The 21,417-nt window shown below is 59.6% G+C and carries 27 protein-coding genes; 12 read left to right on the top strand and 15 right to left on the bottom strand.

All coding sequences use genetic code 11. The features are described 5' to 3' along the window. Nucleotides 1-14: 14 nt before the first annotated feature. Nucleotides 15-263 carry a hypothetical protein gene (locus PspCFBP13528_RS04625; protein WP_137199709.1) on the bottom strand — a complete coding sequence of 83 codons (249 nt, stop codon included), beginning with the start codon at nucleotides 261-263 and terminating at the stop codon, nucleotides 15-17. Nucleotides 264-446: 183 nt separating this feature from the next. Between PspCFBP13528_RS04625 and PspCFBP13528_RS04620 the strand changes: the two genes are divergently transcribed. Then, nucleotides 447-656 carry a hypothetical protein gene (locus PspCFBP13528_RS04620; RefSeq protein WP_065951628.1) on the top strand — a complete coding sequence of 70 codons (210 nt, stop codon included), beginning with the start codon at nucleotides 447-449 and terminating at the stop codon, nucleotides 654-656. A 57-nt stretch (nucleotides 657-713) separates the two neighbouring features. Here the strand turns inward: PspCFBP13528_RS04620 and PspCFBP13528_RS04615 are convergent, their stop codons facing one another. Continuing rightward, nucleotides 714-1,298, bottom strand: a complete 585-nt coding sequence (locus PspCFBP13528_RS04615) for a YajG family lipoprotein (RefSeq protein ID WP_057724591.1) — start codon at nucleotides 1,296-1,298, stop codon at nucleotides 714-716. Between the two features lie 182 nt (nucleotides 1,299-1,480). Between PspCFBP13528_RS04615 and PspCFBP13528_RS04610 the strand changes: the two genes are divergently transcribed. Next, nucleotides 1,481-1,714 carry a hypothetical protein gene (locus PspCFBP13528_RS04610; RefSeq protein ID WP_065951627.1) on the top strand — a complete coding sequence of 78 codons (234 nt, stop codon included), beginning with the start codon at nucleotides 1,481-1,483 and terminating at the stop codon, nucleotides 1,712-1,714. 701 nt (nucleotides 1,715-2,415) lie between these two features. Next, the gene (gene mqo, locus PspCFBP13528_RS04605; protein WP_065951626.1) at nucleotides 2,416-3,954 is read left to right on the top strand and encodes a malate dehydrogenase (quinone); all 1,539 of its coding nucleotides are present in this window, start codon (nucleotides 2,416-2,418) and stop codon (nucleotides 3,952-3,954) included. 103 nt (nucleotides 3,955-4,057) lie between these two features. On the opposite strand, the gene PspCFBP13528_RS04600 is transcribed toward mqo, so the two are convergent. The 3 genes from PspCFBP13528_RS04600 to PspCFBP13528_RS04590 all read right to left on the bottom strand — a co-directional run bounded on the left by PspCFBP13528_RS04600 (nucleotide 4,058) and on the right by PspCFBP13528_RS04590 (nucleotide 5,481). Continuing rightward, the gene (locus PspCFBP13528_RS04600; protein WP_065951625.1) at nucleotides 4,058-4,345 is read right to left on the bottom strand and encodes a PA4642 family protein; all 288 of its coding nucleotides are present in this window, start codon (nucleotides 4,343-4,345) and stop codon (nucleotides 4,058-4,060) included. A 107-nt stretch (nucleotides 4,346-4,452) separates the two neighbouring features. Next, nucleotides 4,453-4,920: a WbuC family cupin fold metalloprotein gene (locus PspCFBP13528_RS04595; RefSeq protein WP_065951624.1), complete on the bottom strand. Its 468-nt coding sequence runs from the start codon at nucleotides 4,918-4,920 to the stop codon at nucleotides 4,453-4,455. 3 nt (nucleotides 4,921-4,923) lie between these two features. Beyond that, nucleotides 4,924-5,481 carry a hypoxanthine-guanine phosphoribosyltransferase gene (locus PspCFBP13528_RS04590; protein ID WP_065885799.1) on the bottom strand — a complete coding sequence of 186 codons (558 nt, stop codon included), beginning with the start codon at nucleotides 5,479-5,481 and terminating at the stop codon, nucleotides 4,924-4,926. Between the two features lie 163 nt (nucleotides 5,482-5,644). Here PspCFBP13528_RS04590 and upp point away from each other — a divergent pair, with 163 nt between their 5' ends. Then, a complete protein-coding gene (gene upp, locus PspCFBP13528_RS04585; RefSeq protein ID WP_003188608.1) occupies nucleotides 5,645-6,283 on the top strand; it encodes a uracil phosphoribosyltransferase in 639 nt (212 codons plus the stop codon). A gap of 2 nt (nucleotides 6,284-6,285) precedes the next feature. Then, nucleotides 6,286-7,560: a uracil-xanthine permease family protein gene (locus PspCFBP13528_RS04580; RefSeq protein WP_065885798.1), complete on the top strand. Its 1,275-nt coding sequence runs from the start codon at nucleotides 6,286-6,288 to the stop codon at nucleotides 7,558-7,560. Nucleotides 7,561-7,686: 126 nt separating this feature from the next. Here the strand turns inward: PspCFBP13528_RS04580 and hisC are convergent, their stop codons facing one another. The 10 genes from hisC to PspCFBP13528_RS04530 form a co-directional block, all read right to left on the bottom strand. Beyond that, nucleotides 7,687-8,739 carry a histidinol-phosphate transaminase gene (hisC, locus tag PspCFBP13528_RS04575; RefSeq protein WP_065951623.1) on the bottom strand — a complete coding sequence of 351 codons (1,053 nt, stop codon included), beginning with the start codon at nucleotides 8,737-8,739 and terminating at the stop codon, nucleotides 7,687-7,689. 3 nt (nucleotides 8,740-8,742) lie between these two features. Continuing rightward, on the bottom strand, nucleotides 8,743-10,062 hold the full coding sequence (gene hisD / locus PspCFBP13528_RS04570) for a histidinol dehydrogenase (RefSeq protein ID WP_065951622.1): 1,320 nt from the start codon (nucleotides 10,060-10,062) through the stop codon (nucleotides 8,743-8,745). 127 nt (nucleotides 10,063-10,189) lie between these two features. After that, nucleotides 10,190-10,825: an ATP phosphoribosyltransferase gene (gene hisG / locus PspCFBP13528_RS04565; protein ID WP_003188599.1), complete on the bottom strand. Its 636-nt coding sequence runs from the start codon at nucleotides 10,823-10,825 to the stop codon at nucleotides 10,190-10,192. Nucleotides 10,826-11,038: 213 nt separating this feature from the next. Then, the gene (murA, locus tag PspCFBP13528_RS04560) at nucleotides 11,039-12,304 is read right to left on the bottom strand and encodes a UDP-N-acetylglucosamine 1-carboxyvinyltransferase (RefSeq protein WP_065951621.1); all 1,266 of its coding nucleotides are present in this window, start codon (nucleotides 12,302-12,304) and stop codon (nucleotides 11,039-11,041) included. A gap of 23 nt (nucleotides 12,305-12,327) precedes the next feature. Next, entirely contained in the window at nucleotides 12,328-12,567 is a 240-nt protein-coding gene (locus tag PspCFBP13528_RS04555; RefSeq protein ID WP_003188597.1) for a BolA family protein, read from the bottom strand. A 114-nt stretch (nucleotides 12,568-12,681) separates the two neighbouring features. Then, nucleotides 12,682-12,987 (bottom strand): STAS domain-containing protein, encoded by a 306-nt coding sequence (locus PspCFBP13528_RS04550; RefSeq protein ID WP_065951620.1) that lies wholly within the window; start codon nucleotides 12,985-12,987, stop codon nucleotides 12,682-12,684. Further along, complete coding sequence (locus tag PspCFBP13528_RS04545) at nucleotides 12,984-13,631, bottom strand: ABC transporter substrate-binding protein (protein WP_065885793.1); 648 nt, start codon at nucleotides 13,629-13,631, stop codon at nucleotides 12,984-12,986. Before PspCFBP13528_RS04545 ends, PspCFBP13528_RS04550 begins: the two co-directional genes overlap by 4 nt. 11 nt (nucleotides 13,632-13,642) lie before the next feature. Then, complete coding sequence (mlaD, locus tag PspCFBP13528_RS04540) at nucleotides 13,643-14,110, bottom strand: outer membrane lipid asymmetry maintenance protein MlaD (protein WP_065885792.1); 468 nt, start codon at nucleotides 14,108-14,110, stop codon at nucleotides 13,643-13,645. Beyond that, nucleotides 14,110-14,907 (bottom strand): lipid asymmetry maintenance ABC transporter permease subunit MlaE, encoded by a 798-nt coding sequence (gene mlaE / locus PspCFBP13528_RS04535; RefSeq protein WP_057724578.1) that lies wholly within the window; start codon nucleotides 14,905-14,907, stop codon nucleotides 14,110-14,112. Before mlaE ends, mlaD begins: the two co-directional genes overlap by 1 nt. Beyond that, nucleotides 14,907-15,716: an ATP-binding cassette domain-containing protein gene (locus tag PspCFBP13528_RS04530; protein ID WP_057724577.1), complete on the bottom strand. Its 810-nt coding sequence runs from the start codon at nucleotides 15,714-15,716 to the stop codon at nucleotides 14,907-14,909. Before PspCFBP13528_RS04530 ends, mlaE begins: the two co-directional genes overlap by 1 nt. 310 nt (nucleotides 15,717-16,026) lie before the next feature. Between PspCFBP13528_RS04530 and PspCFBP13528_RS04525 the strand changes: the two genes are divergently transcribed. The 7 genes from PspCFBP13528_RS04525 to raiA all read left to right on the top strand — a co-directional run bounded on the left by PspCFBP13528_RS04525 (nucleotide 16,027) and on the right by raiA (nucleotide 21,411). Then, the gene (locus PspCFBP13528_RS04525; RefSeq protein ID WP_065951619.1) at nucleotides 16,027-17,001 is read left to right on the top strand and encodes a KpsF/GutQ family sugar-phosphate isomerase; all 975 of its coding nucleotides are present in this window, start codon (nucleotides 16,027-16,029) and stop codon (nucleotides 16,999-17,001) included. After that, on the top strand, nucleotides 17,002-17,526 hold the full coding sequence (locus tag PspCFBP13528_RS04520) for an HAD family hydrolase (RefSeq protein ID WP_005784847.1): 525 nt from the start codon (nucleotides 17,002-17,004) through the stop codon (nucleotides 17,524-17,526). Nucleotides 17,527-17,534: 8 nt separating this feature from the next. Next, nucleotides 17,535-18,107, top strand: coding sequence for an LPS export ABC transporter periplasmic protein LptC (lptC, locus tag PspCFBP13528_RS04515; protein WP_065885790.1), 573 nt, complete (start codon nucleotides 17,535-17,537; stop codon nucleotides 18,105-18,107). Further along, nucleotides 18,094-18,627 (top strand): lipopolysaccharide transport periplasmic protein LptA, encoded by a 534-nt coding sequence (gene lptA, locus PspCFBP13528_RS04510; protein ID WP_057701587.1) that lies wholly within the window; start codon nucleotides 18,094-18,096, stop codon nucleotides 18,625-18,627. The genes lptC and lptA overlap by 14 nt, the downstream gene beginning before the upstream one ends. Further along, complete coding sequence (gene lptB / locus PspCFBP13528_RS04505) at nucleotides 18,627-19,352, top strand: LPS export ABC transporter ATP-binding protein (RefSeq protein ID WP_003171806.1); 726 nt, start codon at nucleotides 18,627-18,629, stop codon at nucleotides 19,350-19,352. The genes lptA and lptB overlap by 1 nt, the downstream gene beginning before the upstream one ends. 184 nt (nucleotides 19,353-19,536) lie before the next feature. Next, nucleotides 19,537-21,030, top strand: coding sequence for an RNA polymerase factor sigma-54 (locus tag PspCFBP13528_RS04500; protein WP_057724573.1), 1,494 nt, complete (start codon nucleotides 19,537-19,539; stop codon nucleotides 21,028-21,030). A 75-nt stretch (nucleotides 21,031-21,105) separates the two neighbouring features. Then, complete coding sequence (raiA, locus tag PspCFBP13528_RS04495; RefSeq protein ID WP_057724572.1) at nucleotides 21,106-21,411, top strand: ribosome-associated translation inhibitor RaiA; 306 nt, start codon at nucleotides 21,106-21,108, stop codon at nucleotides 21,409-21,411. The last annotated feature ends 6 nt before the right edge of the window (nucleotides 21,412-21,417 follow it).

The raw sequence follows: 21,417 nt of genomic DNA, 5'->3' as shown, positions 1-21,417 counted from the left end.
AATCCCAAGTGTTTTTAGACGTGAGTGCTGAGCCAGGACATGGCCAGCGCCACTCCCAGGCAGACGAACCCGACACGGTAAGCCTGGCGATGCGCCCGTTCGGTGCGCGTGTCCAGAAACAGCATCGGCTGGTCAATCGCGCGTTCCTCACTTTGCGCGGTGAGTTCGGCCATCGCCCGTTGCGCCAGCAGGCGAGTGATAAACAACAGTATGGCGCCGCAGCAGGCAACCATCAGGGCAATAGCATTAATCAGCAGCGCCATCGCAAAACCTCGGCGAGACAGTATTCGGGTATCGGTCCAGGTACGAACCTGAACGATAGTGGCTCCCTGCGCCTTAAATGTTCCCTCCCCGTTGACGGCTAATGTATCCAGTAATTTACAGCGTCACCTGAACGTCACCTTAACAGGCCACTCTGTTGCCCTTCGACGCTTGAGGAGCTCGTCATGCTGCATGCACAAAACCAGGACCGGCTGTATCTGATCGCCCAGAGCGATGAACAGGAAGCACTGATCGGCGGCCTCGCGTTCAATGTTCAGGACCGCCATTGGCTGGTGTATTGCGCCCTCGCCGGGCACCCGCATGCCGACTTGCCGGAGCTGGACTTACTCACCGGCGTGAGCATGCTGGATTTTTACGTCGATACCGCCGCCTGAAAGCGACAGGCAAAAAAAAACCGGGCTCTGCGATGAGCCCGGTTTTTTTTGGACAGCTTATTGCGAACTGAGCAACTGGCCGATGCTTGGGTCTTTGAACAGCCGGGTCAAGGCATCGCTGAGCACGTCGCTGACCAGCTTGGTGTTGGTTTCCTGATTCGGCGACATGCCAAAGCGCTGGTTGAGGGACGCGGCATAGCGGCCACTGTAACGACGGGTACCGGCGCTGACGTCGGACTTGAAGGTTGCGCCGATGGACGCTTCGGTCACATACAGGCCTTCCTTGGGCGACTGGTATTTCAGTTCGGCCAGGGTAACGGTCAGTTGCGGCGCACCTGGCGAATTGGTCGGGGTGAAGCCCAGCAGGCGCACAGCGGCTTCAGCCTGGGCCTGCAGCTTGGGCAGCACGTCCTGGCCAGTCACCGAAATCAGTGCGGTCTCCGGGTACAGGCCGCCACGCGAACCAAGGGTCGGTGACGGGCGACCATCCACCACACGTACCGACACGGGCTGGCCATGCCCGACCGGCGCCAGCTGCGCCGTGACTTTGGGTTGCGGGCTGAGTTGTTGCGGGCTGTTGGCGCAGCCAACCAAAGCCAAACTGGTCACAGTGATCAAACCGAACAACAGGCGTTGCAACATACTCATTTCTCCAGGACTGGGCGCAGACAGGTCGCCAGTATAACGGTGCACGCGCATCACTCACCAGCGATCCTGAACCGCAGCTGAAGGCATCGGCAAATTACAATTTCCCATAAAAGCGTCATTCCAATGTCATGCCAGACTGACAACCTTCAAGCATGTAACGCAACCGGTACACCGCCATGCGCCTTCTCAAGTCACTGTTCCTGTCACACAGCCGCCACCGCCACTTTGCCCTGCTCGATGCCCACGGTCATTGCCTGGCGTTCAAGCAATGCAGCTTGCCGCCCGTCGGCGAAGGCTGGGTCGAAGTCGCGGAGACCCATCTAGGCTGGATGCACCGTCCGCTGCCGGCCAGCGCCAGGGTCAGCCCTCAGTTTGTACGCGCACAATCGCGGCAAGCGTTGGCCTCCTGACCGGCGCACTAATAAAAGTCATAAAACACGCCCATTTCCCTGGCGTTCTTCGCTACAATCTCCCCCCGATTATAAGGACGTCTCCTGATCGGGCCCCGCAGCATCGTTATTGCCTTGGCATTAACCTCCAAATCGCCCACAGAGAGCCGCCCACACAGATCGAGTGAAGCTGGCGTGCTTGCTGTTTCCTGTGCAAACCACCCGTCTCTATCGAATCTGCCAGAGCTGCCATTGCGCTCGGCCACTTGAGTTGTTTGCCCGTTTCGCGGGCCAGGTGCCAGGCTGGGGCAGCCCTTTTTTGAGGTTCACGTCTTCAAAAGAGCGTGAAAAAAACGGGTTTTCACAACTTCACAAGAGTGTGGCGAGCAAATGAATAGTTTGGCGTTTGTACAAGCACCATCAGCGTCTGAAACAGCCCAACACAGGACCGAGCGTTCCTCAATAACCGGAGCTTGAGCCTGTCCGCTACGGATTGGTTGCACGAATCGCACGCTTTGACCATAAGTCGAATTGCCACAGGCGCCCATGAATGCGTTCATAGGCGCATTAGCCGGGCAGGAAGCGTGCGCTGAAGTTGCAAAGAATTGCGAAACGGACATGGCGATCCTGGCCATGGGTAACCTGGGGCACACGTGAACCGCCCTGTCACTCCTGGCAGCCATGCCGTCAATTTGGTGCTGCAGATTTTGGAGACGCGTTAAATGGCGCATAACGAAGCAGTCGACGTAGTTCTGGTAGGGGCCGGCATCATGAGTGCCACCCTGGCCGTTCTGCTCAAAGAGCTCGACCCCGGCCTCAAGCTGGAAGTCGTTGAGCTGATGGACTCGGGTGCCGCGGAGAGTTCCAACCCGTGGAACAACGCCGGTACCGGCCACGCCGGGCTCTGTGAGCTGAACTACACGCCGCAGGCCGCCGATGGTTCCATCGACATCAAGAAAGCCGTGCACATCAACACCCAGTTCGAGGTGTCGAAGCAGTTCTGGGCGTACCTGGCCAAAAAAGGCACCTTTGGCTCGTGCAAGTCCTTTATCAGCCCGGTCCCGCACTTGAGTTTCGTGCAGGGCGACAACGGCGTTGCCTTCCTCAAGAAGCGTTTTGAAACCCTCAGCCAGCACCATGCGTTTTCGGACATGCATTACACCGAAGACCGCAGCGAGATGGCCGAGTGGATGCCGCTGATGATGCCGGGTCGCCCGCTCGATGAAAAAATCGCCGCAACCCGCGTGATGAATGGCACTGACGTCAACTTTGGCGCCCTGACCAACCAGCTGCTCAATCACCTGACCAGTTCGCCCGATGCCCAGGTCAAGTACTGCAAGCGCGTCACCGGCCTCAAGCGCAATGGCGCCGGCTGGACCGTCAGTATCAAGGACGTCAACAGCGGCAACAGCCGCGAAGTGGATGCCAAGTTCGTATTCCTCGGCGCCGGCGGTGCGGCCCTCCCGCTGCTGCAGGCGTCGGGCATCGAAGAGAGCAAAGGCTTCGGCGGTTTTCCGGTCAGCGGCCAGTGGCTGCGTTGCGACAACCCGGAAGTGGTCAAGCAGCACCAGGCCAAGGTCTATAGCCAGGCGGCCGTGGGTTCGCCACCGATGTCCGTGCCGCACCTGGACACCCGCGTGGTGGATGGCAAGAAGTCGCTGTTGTTCGGACCGTACGCCGGGTTCACCACCAAGTTCCTCAAGCACGGCTCGTTCCTGGACCTGCCGATGTCGATTCGTGCCGGCAACATCGGCCCGATGCTGGCAGTGGCTCGCGACAACATGGACCTGACCAAGTACCTGGTCAGCGAAGTGCGCCAGTCCATGGAGCAGCGCCTGGAATCCCTGCGCCGCTTCTACCCTGAAGCGAAAGCCGAAGACTGGCGCCTGGAAGTGGCCGGCCAACGCGTGCAGATCATCAAGAAGGACCCTAAGAAAGGCGGCGTGCTGCAATTCGGCACCGAGCTGGTTGCCGCCGCAGATGGTTCGCTGGCGGCGCTGCTGGGCGCTTCGCCGGGCGCTTCGGTGACGGTGTCGATCATGCTGGAGTTGATCGAGCGCTGCTTCCCGCAGAAGGCTGCCGGTGAATGGACGACCAAGCTGCACGAGATCTTCCCGGCGCGCGAAAAAGTGCTGGAGACGGATGCCGAGTTGTATCGCAGGATCAACACGCAGAACAACATCAGCCTGGAGCTGGTGGAACCTGTAGGAGCGAGCTCGCTCGCGAAAAACGTCAACGATAACGCAGCGCAAGTGGATTAACGCGGCGCTCTCAGGTTCTTCGCGAGCAAGCTCGCTACTACCGTTAAAAGCGAAACGCCCCGGACTCCTATGAGGCCGGGGCGTTTTTTATTGCTTCGGATAATCAACCGCGGGCGTTGTCGATCAGCGCGATGTACTCGGCGGCGTTGCGCTGGTCCTTGATCAGATCGACAAAGGTCTGGCCATGCTCGTCCTGACCGTCCAGGTCCAGGCCAGCTTCCTTGAAGAACCCCAGGAAGCGCTCGAAGTCATCGATGCGCAGGCCGCGATAGGCCTTGATCAGTTTATGCAGGGACGGAGAAGTCGCATCGACCGGTTCGAAGTTCAGGAACAACTTGATCTGGTCGTCGCCGATCTCGTCACCGATCACCTGTTTTTTATCTTTACGCATTACCGACTCCAGCCTGCAGACATTGACACGGGGCTTGAAGTCTACCTGTGGTGCACGGGCTTCGAAAGCGTTGAAGAGCCCCCTCCCACGTTTGGATTTCAGCCGACTCAATCGAACTGGGCGAGCATCCAGCGTTGGTAGTCGGCCACGCCGGCATCGCCTTCGCGCGGCGCCCAGGCGGCCTGCTCACCCTCACCCACCGGCCGATAAGGTCCGGCCTTGCATTCGAACATCACCGTATCGGGCTCCAGCACTGCCAGGCCATGGAATACACCCGGCGGCAGGTCGACGCCGGCGCACTCACCACCCGCCTGCATGACGCGCTTGGCGATGACTTCGCCGGTTTCGCTGAATATCAGCAAACCCAGCCGGCCCTTGAGCACCAGCAAGGTTTCCGCCTTGTCCGCGCTCAGGTGCCGATGAGGCGGCACGTAGGTACTCGGTTGCAGGGCCACGGCGAGACGATGACACGGTTCTTCCATCTGGTGGAAGTTATGATGGTGCCGGCCACGGGGGCTGTCGCCCGCTTTCTCGGCCAACTCTGCAAATAAGGTCTGATCAAGAAAACGGGCCATCGATTACATTCCTTTAACGGCGTAGATGCCATTGGCGTTACGCCAGTAGCCCTTGTAGTCCATGCCATAACCGAAGATATAGCGGTCGATGCACGGCAACCCGACGAAATCGGCTTTCAGCTCGGGGCGCGCCTTGCGATCGTGGTCTTTGTCGATCAGCACGGCGGTGTGCACTTTACGCGCGCCGGCATGTTTGCAGAAGTCGATGATCGCGCCCAGGGTATGCCCTTCGTCGAGAATGTCATCAATGATCAGCACGTCACGGTCGATAAACGAAACTTCCGGCTTGGCCTTCCAGAACAGATCGCCGCCACTGGTTTCGTTGCGATAGCGGGTGGCATGCAGGTAAGACGCTTCCAACGGGAATTGCAGATGGGTGAGCAATTTGCCGGCGAAGATCAGGCCACCGTTCATCACGCAGAAAACTACTGGGTTGGTGTCGGCCATTTCGCGGGTGATGTGCGCGCCAACCTTGGCGATCGCTGCTTCGACTTGCGCTTCGGTGTACAGGCAGTCAGCCTCGTGCATGATTTGACGGATATGCTCGAGATCAGCGGACATGGCGCTCTCCAAGGGGTGCTGTGGCAAGAAAAGCGGGCGAAGGTACGCTTCTCGTGCGCTCCAATCAAGCCTTTATGGACTAACGTACTTGATGTCTATAGGACAACACCCTCGGATAGATTAATCTAGGCCGGTTTTTTTGCCCGCCGCCGGAGCCTTTCCCATGCCCACTCGCGAGATCCGCCACCCGCTGATCCGACACAAACTCGGCCTTATGCGCCGTGCCGACATCAGCACGAAGAATTTCCGTGAGCTTGCTCAGGAAGTCGGAGCGCTGCTCACTTACGAAGCCACCAAGGATTTGCCCCTGGAGACCTACGAGATCCCCGGTTGGGCCGGTCCCGTACAAGTGGAGAAAATCGCCGGTAAGAAAATTACCGTGGTGCCGATCCTGCGCGCCGGTATCGGCATGCTCGAAGGCGTGCTCAGCCTGATCCCGGGCGCCAAGGTCAGCGCCGTGGGCGTGGCCCGCAATGAAGAAACCCTGCAGGCCCACACCTACCTGGAAAAACTCGTCCCGGAAATCAACGAGCGCCTGGCCATGATCATCGACCCGATGCTTGCCACCGGCAGCTCCATGGTCGCCACCATCGACCTGCTGAAAAAAGCCGGCTGCCGCGACATCCGCGCCATGGTGCTGGTTGCCGCCCCCGAAGGTATCGCCGCCGTCGAGAAAGCGCACCCTGACGTGCAGATCTACACCGCCTCCATCGACGAACGCCTGAATGAACACGGCTACATCATCCCAGGCCTGGGCGATGCCGGTGACAAGATTTTCGGCACCAAGCAGAAGGACGCGTGAGCATGCAGGATGAATTCAACGACCCGCTTTGGCGCCAGATCCTGTCTGGCGCACAGATGCTCTTCGTAGCATTTGGCGCGCTGGTGTTGATGCCGCTGATCACAGGTCTTGATCCAAACGTCGCACTGTTCACCGCAGGCCTGGGCACGTTGTTGTTCCAGGTGGTGACAGGGCGGCAGGTGCCGGTGTTCCTGGCATCGAGCTTTGCGTTCATCACCCCGATCATTCTCGCCAAGGGCCAGTTCGGCCTCGCGGCGACCATGGGCGGGGTGATGGCGGCGGGTTTCGTCTATACCTTCCTGGGCCTTGCCGTGAAGGTCAAAGGCACCGGTTTCATCGACCGACTGCTGCCGCCGGTAGTGATAGGCCCGGTGATCATTTCCATCGGCCTGGCCATGGCGCCGATTGCCGCCAATATGGCCATGGGCAAGTCCGGCGACGGCGCCGAGTTGATCCACTACCAGACGGCCATGCTGATCTCGATGCCCGCACTGCTGACCACCTTGATCGTGGCGGTGTTCGGCAAGGGCATTTTCCGCCTGGTGCCGATCATCTCCGGCGTGCTGGTGGGTTTTGCCATGTCGTTCTACTTCGGCGTGGTCGACACGGCGAAGATCGCCGCCGCACCGTGGTTCGCCCTGCCCCACTTCACCGCGCCGGAGTTCAACTGGCAGGCGATCCTGTTTATCGTCCCGGTGGCCCTGGCACCTGCGATCGAACATATCGGTGGCGTGATTGCGGTAGGCAGCGTGACCGGTCGCGACTACCTGAAGAAGCCCGGCCTGCACCGCACCTTGCTGGGTGACGGGATTGCCACGACAGCCGCCGGCCTGTTTGGCGGCCCGCCCAATACCACCTACGCCGAAGTGACGGGCGCGGTGATGCTGACCAAGAACTACAACCCGAAAATCATGACCTGGGCTGCGGTGTTCGCGATCAGCCTGGCGTTCATCGGCAAGTTCGGCGCGCTGCTGCAAAGCATCCCGGTGCCGGTGATGGGCGGGATTCTGTGCCTGCTGTTCGGCTCGATTGCGGCGGTGGGGATGAATACGCTGATCCGCCACAGGATCGACCTGGGTGAAGCGCGCAATCTGGTGATTGTGTCGGTGACCCTGGTGTTCGGGATTGGCGGTGTACTGGTAGGCACCGGCACCGGCCCGGACGACTTCGGCCTCAAGGGCATCGCCCTGTGTGCGGTGGTGGCGATTGGTTTGAACCTGCTGCTGCCGGGCAACGATGGCTGGAAGAACAAGAAGCCTGACGAGCCGCTGCTCTAACTAACACCCTGGAACCCAATGTGGGAGGGGGCTTGCCCCCGATGGCAGTGTGGCAGTCAATACATCTGTTGACTGACACTCCGCTATCGGGGGCAAGCCCCCTCCCACATTGTATTGCGGCGTCTGTCAGAGCTCGCCCAGGCCATCAACCAGCGCCTGGTTCTGCTCCGGCGTGCCGATGCTGATCCGCAGGAACTGGGCAATCCGCTCCTGCTTGAAGTGCCGCACGATCACGCCTTGTTCACGCAACTTGGCCGCCAGGCCGGCAGCGTCATGTCGTGGGTGACGAGCGAAGATAAAGTTGGCGGCGGACGGCAGCACTTCGAAGCCTTTATCTTCCAGTTGTGCGACCACTTTGTTGCGGCTGTCGATCACCCATTGGCACGTCTTCTCGAAGTACTCACGGTCCTCGAACGCCGCCGCCGCGCCTACAATCGCTAACCGATCCAGCGGATAAGAGTTGAAGCTGTTCTTGACCCGCTCAAGCGCCTCGATGAGGTCCGGGTGACCCACGGCCAGGCCCACCCGCAAACCGGCCAGTGAGCGCGATTTGGACAGGGTCTGTGTTACCAGCAGGTTGGGGTAACGGTCCACCAGGCTGATGGCCGTCTCGCCGCCGAAGTCAATATAGGCTTCATCGACCACCACCACCGAGTCCGGGCTGGCCTTGAGGATCTGCTCCACGGCGTCCAGCGCCAGCACGCAGCCGGTCGGCGCGTTCGGGTTGGGGAAAATGATCCCGCCGTTGGGCCGCGCATAGTCGGCCGCGCGAATCTGGAACTGCTCATCCAATGGCACCGCGTCGAACGTGATGCCATACAGGCCGCAATACACCGGATAGAAGCTGTAGCTGATATCCGGGAACAGCAGCGGCAGCTCGTGCTGGAACAAGCCGTGAAAGATGTGCGCCAGGACTTCGTCGGAACCGTTGCCGAGGAACACCTTGCCCGCATCGATCCCGTAATGGCTGGCTACGGCCTGCTTGAGCAGGTCGCTGTTAGGGTCCGGGTACAGACGCAAGTTGTCGTTCAACTCGGCCTGCATCGCCGCCAGTGCCTTGGGCGATGGGCCGTAGGGGTTTTCGTTGGTGTTGAGCTTGACCAGCTTGGTCAGCTTCGGCTGTTCGCCGGGCACGTAAGGCACGAGATCCTTGACGAAAGGGCTCCAGAATTTACTCATGCCTCATTTCCCCTCTTCAAGAATGCGGTATTCAGCGCTGCGCGCGTGGGCGCTCAGTGACTCGCCACGGGCCAGCACCGACGCGGTCTTGCCCAATTCGGACGCGCCCTGGGGCGAACAGAAGATGATCGACGACCGCTTCTGGAAGTCATACACCCCCAGCGGCGACGAAAAGCGCGCGGTGCCGGAGGTCGGCAATACGTGGTTCGGGCCTGCGCAGTAGTCGCCCAGGGCTTCACTGGTGTGGCGCCCCATGAAGATCGCCCCGGCGTGACGAATCAACGGCAGCCAGGCTTGTGGGTCTGCGACGGACAGCTCAAGGTGTTCCGGCGCGATACGGTTGGCCACGTCGATGGCTTGCTCCATGTCGCTCACCAGAATCAGTGCGCCACGCCCGTTGATCGATTTTTCGATGATCTCGGCGCGCTCCATGGTCGGTAACAGCTTGTCGATGCTGGCGGCAACCTGGTCGAGGAAGTCGGCGTCCGGGCTGACCAGGATCGCCTGGGCGTCTTCGTCGTGCTCGGCCTGGGAGAACAGGTCCATGGCGATCCAGTCCGGGTCGGTCTGGCCGTCACACACCACGAGGATTTCCGAAGGCCCGGCGATCATGTCGATACCGACCTGGCCGAATACATGGCGCTTGGCGGTGGCGACGTAGATATTGCCCGGCCCCACCACCTTGTCGACCTTTGGCACGCTTTCAGTGCCATAGGCCAGGGCAGCCACTGCCTGGGCGCCGCCGATGGTGAACACCCGGTCGACACCGGCGATGCAGGCGGCGGCCAATACCAGTTCGTTGAGTTCGCCACGCGGGGTCGGCACCACCATGACCACTTCGGTCACGCCCGCCACTTTGGCCGGGATCGCGTTCATCAACACCGACGACGGGTACGAGGCTTTGCCGCCCGGCACATACAGGCCGGCGCGGTCCAGCGGCGTGACCTTCTGGCCCAGCACGGTGCCGTCGGCCTCGGTGTAGCTCCAGGAATCCTGCTTCTGTTTTTCGTGATAGCTGCGCACCCGCGCCGCCGCCACTTCCAGCGCTTCACGCTGGGGCGCGGTGATACGCGTCAGCGCCAGTTCCAGGCGTTCACGGGGCAGGATCAAGTCAGCCATGGACTTGACGTCCAGGCCGTCAAACTGACGGGTGAAATCCACCAGTGCCGCATCGCCGCGCTCGCGCACGGCTTTGATGATGTCGAGCACCCGCTGGTTGACCGAGTCGTCGGACACGCTTTCCCAGCTCAGCAGATGATCCAGATGATGGGCGAAATCCGGGTCGGCAGCGTTGAGTCGGGCAATTGCAGTGGACGTGGTCATAGCGAGGGCCTCAATGGATTGGCAAAAAACTCAGGCGCCCTAAACTACCGTTCGCTCCGCTTGGGCACCTGAGAATTCTGGCTATGAGGCGGATAGACGGGCGCAGCTTTTCAGCTACGCAGGTGAGTCAACCGCGGTGTCGAGACTCCACTGCCTTGCGCAGGGTGTCGATCAACGCCTGGATACGGGCGTGCTGCATCTTCATCGATGCTTTGTTGACGATCAGGCGCGAGCTGATGTCGGCAATGAAATCCTGGGGTTCGAGACCGTTGGCACGCAGGGTGTTGCCGGTGTCGACCACGTCAATGATCTTGTCGGCCAGGCCGATCAGCGGCGCCAGCTCCATCGAGCCGTAGAGCTTGATGATATCGACTTGACGACCTTGTTCGGCGTAGTAGCGTTTGGCGACATTGACGAACTTGGTCGCCACTCGCAAGCGGCCCTTGGGTTCGACGTCGCCGACACGGCCGGCGGTCATCAGCTTGCACAGCGCGATACGCAGGTCCAATGGCTCGTAGAGGCCCTGGCCACCGTATTCCATCAGCACGTCCTTGCCGGCGACACCCAGGTCGGCGGCGCCATGTTCAACATAGGTCGGCACGTCGGTAGCCCGCACGATCAGCAGGCGCACATCGTCCTGGGTCGTGGGGATGATCAGCTTGCGGCTCTTGTCCGGATTCTCGGTCGGCACGATGCCCGCTTCAGCCAGCAGCGGCAACGTGTCGTCAAGGATGCGGCCCTTGGACAGTGCGATGGTCAACATGGGAAATGTCAGTCCTTCATCAGGCTATTGCTGTCCGGTCGCAAACGGCGCCAGACACAGATCGAGGCCGTTACAGCCTCGATTTGAAACAAACCAGTGTGTGTAGGAGCGAGCTTGCTCGCGAAGAACGTCAACGATAACGCGTTCACTCAGAGTCAACGCGGTGTACATGAGTTTTTCGCGAGCAAGCTCGCTCCTACAATGCAGCGGGGACTAGCCCGGTACGCGGCGGATTTTAGCGCCGAGCATCTGCAGTTTTTCTTCGATGCACTCGTAGCCGCGGTCTATGTGGTAGATGCGGTCGATCAGGGTGTCGCCGTCAGCGCACAGTGCCGAAATCACCAGGCTGGCCGAGGCACGCAGGTCGGTGGCCATCACTGGCGCGCCCTTGAGCTTGTCGATGCCGGTGACGATGGCGGTGTTGCCCTCGACCTGGATCTTGGCGCCCATGCGGTGCAGTTCGTACACATGCATGAAGCGGTTTTCGAAGATGGTCTCGATCACGGCACCGGTGCCTTCAGCGATCGCGTTCAAGGAAATGAACTGCGCCTGCATGTCGGTCGGGAATGCCGGGTAAGGGGCTGTACGCACATTGACGGCTTTTGGCCGCTTGCCGTGCATGTTCAGCTCGATCCAGTCTTCACCGGTGGTGATTTCAGCGCCGGCTTCCTTGAGTTTTTCCAGGACGGCTTCAAGGATGGTCGGATCGGTGTCCTTGACCTTCACGCGGCCACCGGTGACGGCAGCGGCAACCAGGTACGTGCCGGTCTCGATGCGGTCGGGCATGACTTTGTAGGTGGCGGTGTGCAGACGCTCTACACCGTCAATAGTGATGGTGTCGGTGCCAGCGCCGGAAACCTTCGCGCCCATGGCGTTGAGGAAGTTGGCCAGGTCGACCACTTCCGGCTCGCGCGCGGCGTTTTGCAGGACGCTGCGGCCATTGGCCAGGGCAGCGGCCATCATGATGTTCTCGGTACCGGTCACGCTGACGGTATCAAAGAAGAAGTTCGCGCCACGCAGCCCGCCTTCCGGCGCCTTGGCCTTGATGTAGCCGCCTTCGACGTCGATGATCGCGCCCATGGCTTCCAGGCCACGGATGTGCAGGTCAACCGGACGCGAGCCAATGGCGCAACCGCCAGGCAGGGCCACTTCAGCTTCACCGAAACGAGCGACCATCGGGCCGAGTACCAGAATCGACGCACGCATGGTTTTCACCAGCTCGTACGGGGCGATCAGGGTCTTGATGGTGCGAGGGTCGATTTCGACGGACAATTTCTCGTCGATCACAGGCTCGATGCCCATGCGGCCGAACAGCTCGATCATGGTGGTGATGTCGTGCAGGTGCGGCAGGTTGGCCACAGTCACAGGGCCGTCGCACAGCAGGGTCGCCGCCAGGATCGGCAAGGCGGAGTTTTTTGCCCCGGAAATGCGGATCTCGCCATCGAGGCGGGCACCGCCGGTAATAATCAATTTATCCATAAGAATCTCGACGCCTTGGGGGCTCAGGTGCGCTCGGCCCAGGCCGCGCGGCTGAAAAATTTCATAGTGACCGCATGGATGCTGCCATCGGTGATCCATGGGTTCAAATGGGCATAGATCTGCTGCTGACGCTTGACCGGGCTCAATGCCGCCAGTTCATCGCTAATCACGTTCAGCTGGAAATTGCAGCCTTCGCCTTCAACTTCAACAGTCGTTTCCGGCAGCTTTCCTTCAAGGAAGCTCTTAACTTCTAGGGCCTGCATGCTCAACCTCTATCGGCGCCCAGTGCGCACGGGTCGCACATCATACAAAAAAGCCCCGCGCCTGCGAACCCCGCATAGCAGGACTCTGACGGGGGGCTTTGCGATAAATGTGTATTAAGGGTGTGCCAACAGTTCGGTCAGACCGGAAACCTCGGCAATCTCGCGCATGTCTTCAGGCAACGCACGGATACTGAGTGGCTTTTTTGCCGCTTCGGCATCACGCATAAAGCACAGCAGCAACGACAGACCGACGCTGCTGGACTTGGTCACCGCCGAGCAATCGACCACCAGCGCGGGCGCGCTGCTGGCGTTGATCAGAGCCTGGCCCTGCTTGCGCAGGTCAGGCCCGGTGCGGTAATCGAGCACGCCGCTGAGCAACAGCTCGCCGGCGTTGCCGATACGAACAGCCGACTCGGTCATTGCGCTGGCTTCCCGGCTTCCTTATCGGAAGTTTCCTTGGCCTTGGCGACTTCACCGGCCCAACCATCGATGGTCTTGTCCAGGTTGTTGCCGTTGCGCTGCATCGCGTCGGCGAACTGATCACGGAACAGTTTGCCGATATTGATGCCATTGATGATCACGTTGCGCAGTTTCCACTCGCCGTTGACCTTCTCCAGCGTGTACTGCACAGGGTACACGGCGCCATTGTTGCCCTTGACGCTCATGTTGACGCTGGTGCGGTCACCCGACTCATCACCGGCCGGAGCCACGGTAATGCCCTGGTTGTTGTATTCAAGCAAGGCGTTGCCGTAGAACTGGAACAGCCCGCGCTTGAAGTTTTCCTGGAAACGCTGCATCTGCGCAGGCGTGGCCTTGCGCGAATACTTGACGGTCATGATGCTGCGAGAGATGCCTTCGGCATCCACCACCGGACCGACAATGCTGTTGAGCGCGTTGTAGAACAGGCTCGGGTCCTGCTTGTACTTTTCCTTGTTGGCCGACAGGTCAGCCAGCATTTTGTTGGTGGTGTCCTGCACCAGTTCGTGGGCAGAACCGGCTGCGTTGGCCATCAACGGCAGCGCTGCAAGCAGCACCAGAAGGCCGCGTCGCAAGGTAGAGATCATGAACAGATTCCTCATTTGGCGTCTTTATTGACGGTGTTGAGCAGGAATTTACCGATCAAGTCTTCAAGTACCAACGACGACTGTGTGTCGTGGATTGTCGAACCATCCTTGAGCAGGGCTGTTTCCCCGCCAACGCTGAGACCGATGTACTTCTCGCCCAGCAGACCTGCAGTGAGGATGGATGCGGTGGAGTCCGTCGGCAGATTATCGACCTTCTTGTCCACTTGCATCGTCACTCGCCCGGTGAAGCTGTCGCGATCCAGATCGATTGCCGTGACCTTGCCGACGGTTACGCCAGCCATGGTCACTTTAGCTCTGACCGTCAAACCGGCGATATTGTCGAAGTACGCATAAAGTTTATAAGTGTCGGCGGTGGGGCTGGCCGACAGGCCACTGACCCGCAGGGCCAGCAACAGTAAAGCCAGGATGCCAGCCAGCAAGAAAAGGCCGACACCGATTTCCACAGTGCGGTTTTGCATCAGAAATCTCCAAACATCAAGGCAGTCAAAATGAAGTCAAGGCCCAGTACCGCCAGCGAGGCGTACACAACGGTCTTGGTGGTGGCGCGACTGATCCCTTCTGAAGTGGGTTCACAGTCATAGCCTTGGAATACGGCGATCCAGGTCACTACAAAGGCGAAGACGATGCTCTTTATGATGCCGTTGAGCACGTCGCCCGTGAAGGTCACGCTGTTTTGCATGTTGGCCCAGTAGGAACCGTCATAGACGCCCAACCAGTCCACCGCCACCCACGAACCGCCCCAGATCCCGACCACGCTGAAGATCATCGCCAGCAGCGGCAGGGAAATGAAGCCGGCCCACAGGCGCGGGGCAACAATGTACTTGAGCGGGTCCACGCCGATCATTTCCAGGCTGGACAGCTGCTCGGTGGACTTCATGTTGCCGATTTCGGCGGTCAGCGCCGAACCGGCACGCCCGGCGAACAACAACGCGGTGACCACCGGCCCCAGTTCACGCAACAGAGTCAGGGCGACCATCTGCCCTACCGCCTGCTCGGAACCGTAGCTGGACAGAATGTTGAAGCCTTGCAGCGCCAGCACCATGCCGATGAACACCCCGGAGACCACGATGATCACCAGGGACATCACACCAACCGCATGCAGTTGCTTGAGCAGCAAGCCGAAGCCGCCACCGATGCCGCCGCGGCCGAGCAAGGCGTGGAACAGGAAAATAGTCGAACGCCCGAGGACTTCGACGATGTCGATGCCCGAGCGACCGAAAAGGCGAACCTTCTCGATAATAGATGTTTTGCGCATCAGCGCTTCCCCAGAAGATCTGCGCGGTAGTCCGCTGCCGGAAAGTGAAAAGGCACCGGGCCATCGGGATCGCCGGTCATGAATTGGCGAATGCGCGGGTTATCGGCGTTCATCAGTTCTTCCGGCGTGCCCTGCCCCAGCACCTGGCCATCCCCCACGACATAGAGGTAGTCGGCGATGCTCGCGGTTTCGGCCAGGTCGTGGGACACCACGATGCTGGTGATGCCCAGTGCGTCGTTGAGCAGGCGGATCAGGCGCACCAGCACGCCCATGGCGATCGGGTCCTGGCCCACGAAAGGCTCGTCATACATGAGGATCTGCGGGTCCAGTGCGATGGCGCGCGCCAGGGCGACGCGGCGCTTCATACCGCCGGACAATTCGTCAGGCATCAGGTCGATAGCCCCGCGAAGCCCTACGGCCTGCAGTTTGAGCAGCACAATGTCACGAATCATCTCATCGGACAGCTGGGTATGCACCCGCAGCGGGAACGCCACGTTTTCGAACACATCGAGGTCGGTGAACAGCGCGCCGCTCTGGAACAGAACCCCCATGTGCTTGCGCGCATCGAACAGATCGCTGCGCGACAATGTCGGCAGGTTCTGGCCGTTGACCCATACTTCGCCGGCACTGGGGCGCAATTGCATGCCCATCAGGCGCAGCAAGGTGGTCTTGCCGCAACCGGAAGGCCCCATGATGCCCGTGACTTTTCCGCGAGGAATGCGAATATCGACGTTATTGAAGATGCTGCGCGTACCGCGCTTGAAGGAAAGGCCCTTCAGCTCGACCGCGTAGGCGTTATCGGCACTCATCTAATCTCCTTGGGATGCAGCCTTTCACTCAGACACCATGTATGCGACTTTCGTTTACCGCGGATGCGCAAATGTTTGCGCCATGGGTTGGGCGGACCGAACTGGCCGCGAACTATATCACTGCTGGTACAGCGCCCCCAAGGCCGGAACAGTGCTTGTTCAGATTCAGGACAGCGAAAAAAACGCAGCGGGTTGTGATATTGCGACTAATCCGCAAGACCTTCGGAATAAAGCCTGACGAACTTGCGTGAGGGAATTGATCATTACCGCTATAATCGCCGACTTTTCGTCAGGCTATACGATTTCAGACATGAGCCAATCCAGCGACCTTATTCAGTCCGCACAACGCACCATCCGCCTCGAGCTGGAAGCCGTAGAAGGTTTGCTGGCCCATATCGACGCAGATTTCGTACGCGCCTGCGAGATGATTCTGGCCAGCAAGGGCCGCGTTGTCGTGGTTGGCATGGGCAAATCCGGCCACATCGGCAACAAGATCGCCGCCACCCTGGCAAGCACCGGGACCACCGCTTTTTTCGTGCATCCGGCCGAAGCCAGCCACGGCGACATGGGCATGATCACCAAGGATGACGTGATTCTGGCGCTGTCCAATTCCGGCACCACCAACGAAATCGTGACCCTGTTGCCGTTGATCAAGCGCCTGGGCATCCAGATGATCAGCCTCACCGGCAACCCGGAATCGACCCTGGCCAAGGCCGCCGACGTCAACCTCAACGTGCACGTGGCCCACGAGGCCTGCCCCTTGAACCTGGCACCGACTTCCTCCACCACCGCCGCACTGGTCATGGGCGATGCCCTGGCGGTGGCGCTGCTGGAGGCCCGTGGGTTTACCGCAGAAGACTTCGCATTTTCCCATCCAGGCGGTGCCCTCGGCCGTCGCTTGCTGCTGAAAGTTGAAAATGTCATGCATTCGGGCGCCGAACTTCCAAGCGTTCCACGCGGTACCCTGCTCAGGGACGCGCTGATGGAAATGACCCGCAAGGGCCTGGGCATGACGGCAATCCTGGAGATCGACGGACGCCTGGCCGGGATATTCACCGACGGTGATCTGCGCCGCACCCTGGACCGCACCATTGATATTCACACCGCGACCATCGACGCGGTGATGACACCTCACGGCAAGACCGCCCGCGCTGAAATGCTCGCGGCTGAAGCGCTGAAAATCATGGAAGACCATCGGATCGGTGCGTTGATCGTCGTCGATAACGATGATCGTCCGATCGGAGCCCTTAACCTTGGCGACTTGCTGCGCGCAGGAGTGATGTAAATGACCAGCGATCTGTTGCAACGCGGTAAAAACATCAAGCTGGCAATTTTCGACGTTGACGGCGTGCTGACCGACGGCCGCCTGTACTTCCTCGAAGACGGCAGCGAATTCAAGACATTCAATACGCTCGACGGCCAGGGCATCAAGATGTTGATGGCCGCAGGCGTGCAAACCGCGATTATCAGTGGTCGAAAGACACCCGTTGTGGAACGCCGCGCACAAAACCTGGGGATTGCTCACCTGTATCAGGGCCGCGAGGATAAACTGGTGGTGCTGGACGAGCTTCTTGGCCAACTCAACCTAAGCTATGAACAGGTCGCCTATCTGGGTGACGACCTGCCCGACCTGCCGGTGATCCGCCGCGTAGGCCTGGGCATGGCCGTCGCCAATGCCGCAGCGTTTGTGCGTGAACATGCCCATGGCATTACCACGGCCCGTGGCGGCGAGGGTGCCGCCCGCGAGTTCTGCGAATTGATCCTGCGTGCCCAGGGCAGTCTTGAAGCGGCCCACGCCGCCTACCTATAGAGCCTTATATGCTGAGCAAAAAGATTCGCAACTTCCTGTTATTCGGGGTCATCGCCGCGCTGTTCCTCGCGGTGGGCTACTGGAATATCAGCCCGGAGCGCTTTCTCGACAAACCTGTCGTGCAGGTTGATGAAAGCATCATCGATAACTTCGCCACCAACACCCACACCGTGCAGTTCCTGCCCGATGGCAAGGTGCAGTACGTGCTGGCCTCCGACAAGGTCGAGCGTTTGAAGGCCTCGGAAGTCAGCCTGCTGACCAATCCGGACCTGAACCTCTACCGTGGCACCGAACTGCCGTGGCATGTCACCAGCCTGCGTGGCGAGGTCAATCCGGACGGCACCCAGATCGAACTGATCGACTCGGTGCGCGTCGCACGTACAGACGCGCAGAAGCGTGACACCATCATTACCAGCAGTCGCATGACGGTATTCCCACAACAGCAATATGCGCAGACCGAGCAAGACGTTAGAATCGACGGCGCTGGCGGTGTATCGACTGGCAAGGGAATGAAAGCGTATTTGAAAGAAAGCAGGATACACCTGCTATCGAACGTAAGAGGACAGTATGAGGCTCGTTAAAACCCTCCCTATTTTGCTCGGTCTGGGCGCAGCACTGGGAAGCGTGAGCGCCTGGGCTCTGCCGAACGATAGCCAGCAACCGATCCACATCTCGGCTGACGATGCGCAGCTGGATGACAAACAAGGCGTCGCGACCTACACCGGTGGCGTCATCATCACCCAGGGCTCGATGAAGATCACCGGCAACACGGTGACCCTGACCCGCACCCAGGCCGGCGATATCGATGTCGTGACCTCGGTGGGCAACCTGGCTTACTTCGAACAGAAGCAAAAGGCAGAAGACCCAGGCCCGATGAAAGGCTATGGCAAGACCATTCAATACCATGCCCAGCAAAATCGCATCGTATTGATTGACCAGGCCAAGGTACTCAGCGCCGACGGTAACTCTACCGAAGGCGAGAAAATCGTCTACAACACCAAGACCCAGGTCGCCCAGGCCGGTCGCGCCAACGGCAACAAGGTCACCGCGCCGCGCCCACGTATCGACATGGTCATCCAGCCGAAGAAGAAGGCCGAGTAATGGCAACCCTGAAAGCCCAGCATCTGGCCAAGGCCTATAAAAGCCGCCAGGTGGTACGCGATGTGAGCCTGTCGATCGACAGCGGCCAGATCGTCGGCTTGCTCGGCCCCAACGGCGCCGGCAAGACCACCTGCTTCTATATGATCGTCGGGCTGGTCCAGGCGGACCAGGGACGCGTATTGATCGACGACCTGGACGTCAGCCACCAGCCCATGCACGGCCGTGCGCGCGCAGGTATCGGCTATCTTCCGCAGGAGGCGTCGATCTTCCGCAAACTGTCGGTAGCCGACAACATCATGGCGATCCTCGAGACCCGCAAGGAACTCGACCGCGACGGCCGCCGCAAGGAGCTGGAAAGCCTGCTGCAGGAATTCCACATCAACCACATTCGCGACAACCTCGGCATGAGCCTGTCCGGTGGTGAGCGTCGTCGTGTGGAGATCGCCCGCGCCCTGGCCACCGCGCCGAAATTCATCCTGTTGGACGAACCGTTTGCCGGTGTCGATCCGATCTCGGTGGGCGATATCAAGCAGATCATCCATCACCTCAAGGCCAAGGGCATTGGTGTGTTGATCACCGACCACAACGTGCGTGAAACCCTGGATATCTGCGAAACCGCTTACATCGTCAACGATGGGCAACTGATCGCCGAAGGTGATTCCGCGACGATCCTGGCCAACGAACTGGTGAAAGAAGTTTATCTGGGTCACGAGTTCCGCCTGTAGACACGGTGATATCGGGCCATTGGTGAGAGTGCGAGCGAGTCAATGAAAACCTCGGTTTTTTTATTGTTACCGCGCTCTAGGCAAAGGCCCTGATTTCAGGCATATAATTTGCTTATGTTTGGCGCTCGCGCGCCCTGTCGTGGATGGCGCATTGCGCCGGCGAATAAGGTGTTAAGCCCCTGCCATGAAACCATCGCTAGTCCTGAGAATGGGCCAGCAGCTGACGATGACACCGCAGCTGCAACAGGCCATCCGCCTGCTCCAATTGTCGACCCTGGACCTGCAACAGGAAATCCAGGAGGCCCTGGAGTCCAATCCGATGCTCGAACGCCAGGAAGAAGGCGACGACTTCGACAACACAGACCCTTTGGCCGACAACATCGAGCAAAAGCCCAATCCCGACGTACAGGAACCGTCCTATCAGGAAACCGCCCCGACGGTGGACAACCTCGAGGACGGCGAATGGAACGAACGCATTCCCAACGAACTTCCCGTGGATACCGCCTGGGAAGACGTCTACCAGACCAGCGCCAGCAGCCTGCCCAGCAATGATGATGACGAATGGGACTTTACCACCCGTACGTCCGTCGGCGAGAGCCTGCAGAGTCACCTGCTGTGGCAACTGAACCTGGCGCCGATGTCCGACACCGATCGACTGATCGCCGTCACCCTGATCGATTGCATCAATAACCAGGGTTACCTGGACGAGACGCTGGAAGAAATTCTTGAGGCGTTCGACCCGGAGCTGGATATCGAGCTGGACGAGATCGAAGCCGTCCTGCACCGCATCCAGCAATTCGAGCCCGCCGGGATTGGCGCCCGTACGCTCAGCGAGTGCCTGTTGCTGCAGCTGCGCCAACTGCCGGCCAAGACACCCTGGCTCGCTGAAGCCAAGCGCCTGGTCAGCGATTACATCGACCTGCTGGGCAGCCGCGATTACAGCCAGCTGATGCGTCGCATGAAGCTCAAGGAAGACGAACTGCGCCAGGTCATCGAACTGGTCCAGAGCCTCAACCCTCGCCCGGGCTCGCAGATCGAGTCCAGCGAAGCCGAGTATGTCGTGCCTGATGTGATCGTGCGCAAGGACAACGAGCGCTGGCTGGTGGAATTGAACCAGGAGTCGGTGCCACGCCTGCGGGTAAACCCGCAATACGCCGGTTTCGTGCGCCGCGCCGATACCAGCGCCGACAACACCTTCATGCGCAACCAGTTGCAGGAAGCGCGCTGGTTCATCAAGAGCCTGCAAAGCCGCAACGAAACCCTGATGAAAGTCGCCACCCAGATCGTCGAGCACCAGCGCGGCTTTCTGGAATATGGTGACGAAGCCATGAAACCGCTGGTACTGCATGACATCGCCGAGGCGGTCGGCATGCACGAATCGACGATTTCGCGGGTGACCACGCAAAAATTCATGCATACCCCACGGGGTATTTATGAGCTGAAATACTTTTTCTCCAGCCACGTAAGCACCTCCGAAGGCGGCGAATGCTCGTCCACGGCGATCCGCGCGATCATCAAAAAACTGGTTGCCGCGGAAAATCAGAAAAAGCCGTTGAGTGACAGCAAGATCGCTGGTTTACTGGAGGCACAAGGCATTCAGGTCGCCCGTCGAACCGTCGCCAAGTATCGCGAGTCCCTTGGGATCGCGCCTTCCAGCGAGCGTAAGCGTTTGATGTGACGGGCGGGGCACAGCGTTCCAGTGGCGGGTATTCCTACCCGCCGCTTTATGCACTGGCAACGAAGGAGAAGCTGTATGCAAGTCAACATCAGTGGACACCATGTAGAAGTCACCCCTCCAATGCGCGAATACGTCGAACAGAAGCTGAAGAAGCTTGAAGGACATTTCGACAAGATCACCAACGTGCAGGTCATCATGAAGGTCGATAAGCTTCAGCAGAAAATCGAAGCGACCCTGCAGATACCCGGTGGCGAAGTGGTTGCTAATGCCGAGCATGAAGACATGTATGCATCGATCGACTTGCTCACCGACAAGCTTGACCGCCAACTCAAAAAGCATAAGGAAAAGAATCTGCACCTGATGCAAGGTACAGGTCGTTAACCCTCC

It is taken from the genome of Pseudomonas sp. CFBP13528, from assembly GCF_005233615.1.
Classification (GTDB): Bacteria; Pseudomonadota; Gammaproteobacteria; order Pseudomonadales; family Pseudomonadaceae; genus Aquipseudomonas; species Aquipseudomonas fluorescens_AM.
The sequence above is the reverse complement of the archived record's forward strand: the minus strand, read 5'-3'. Positions and strand labels throughout refer to the sequence as shown.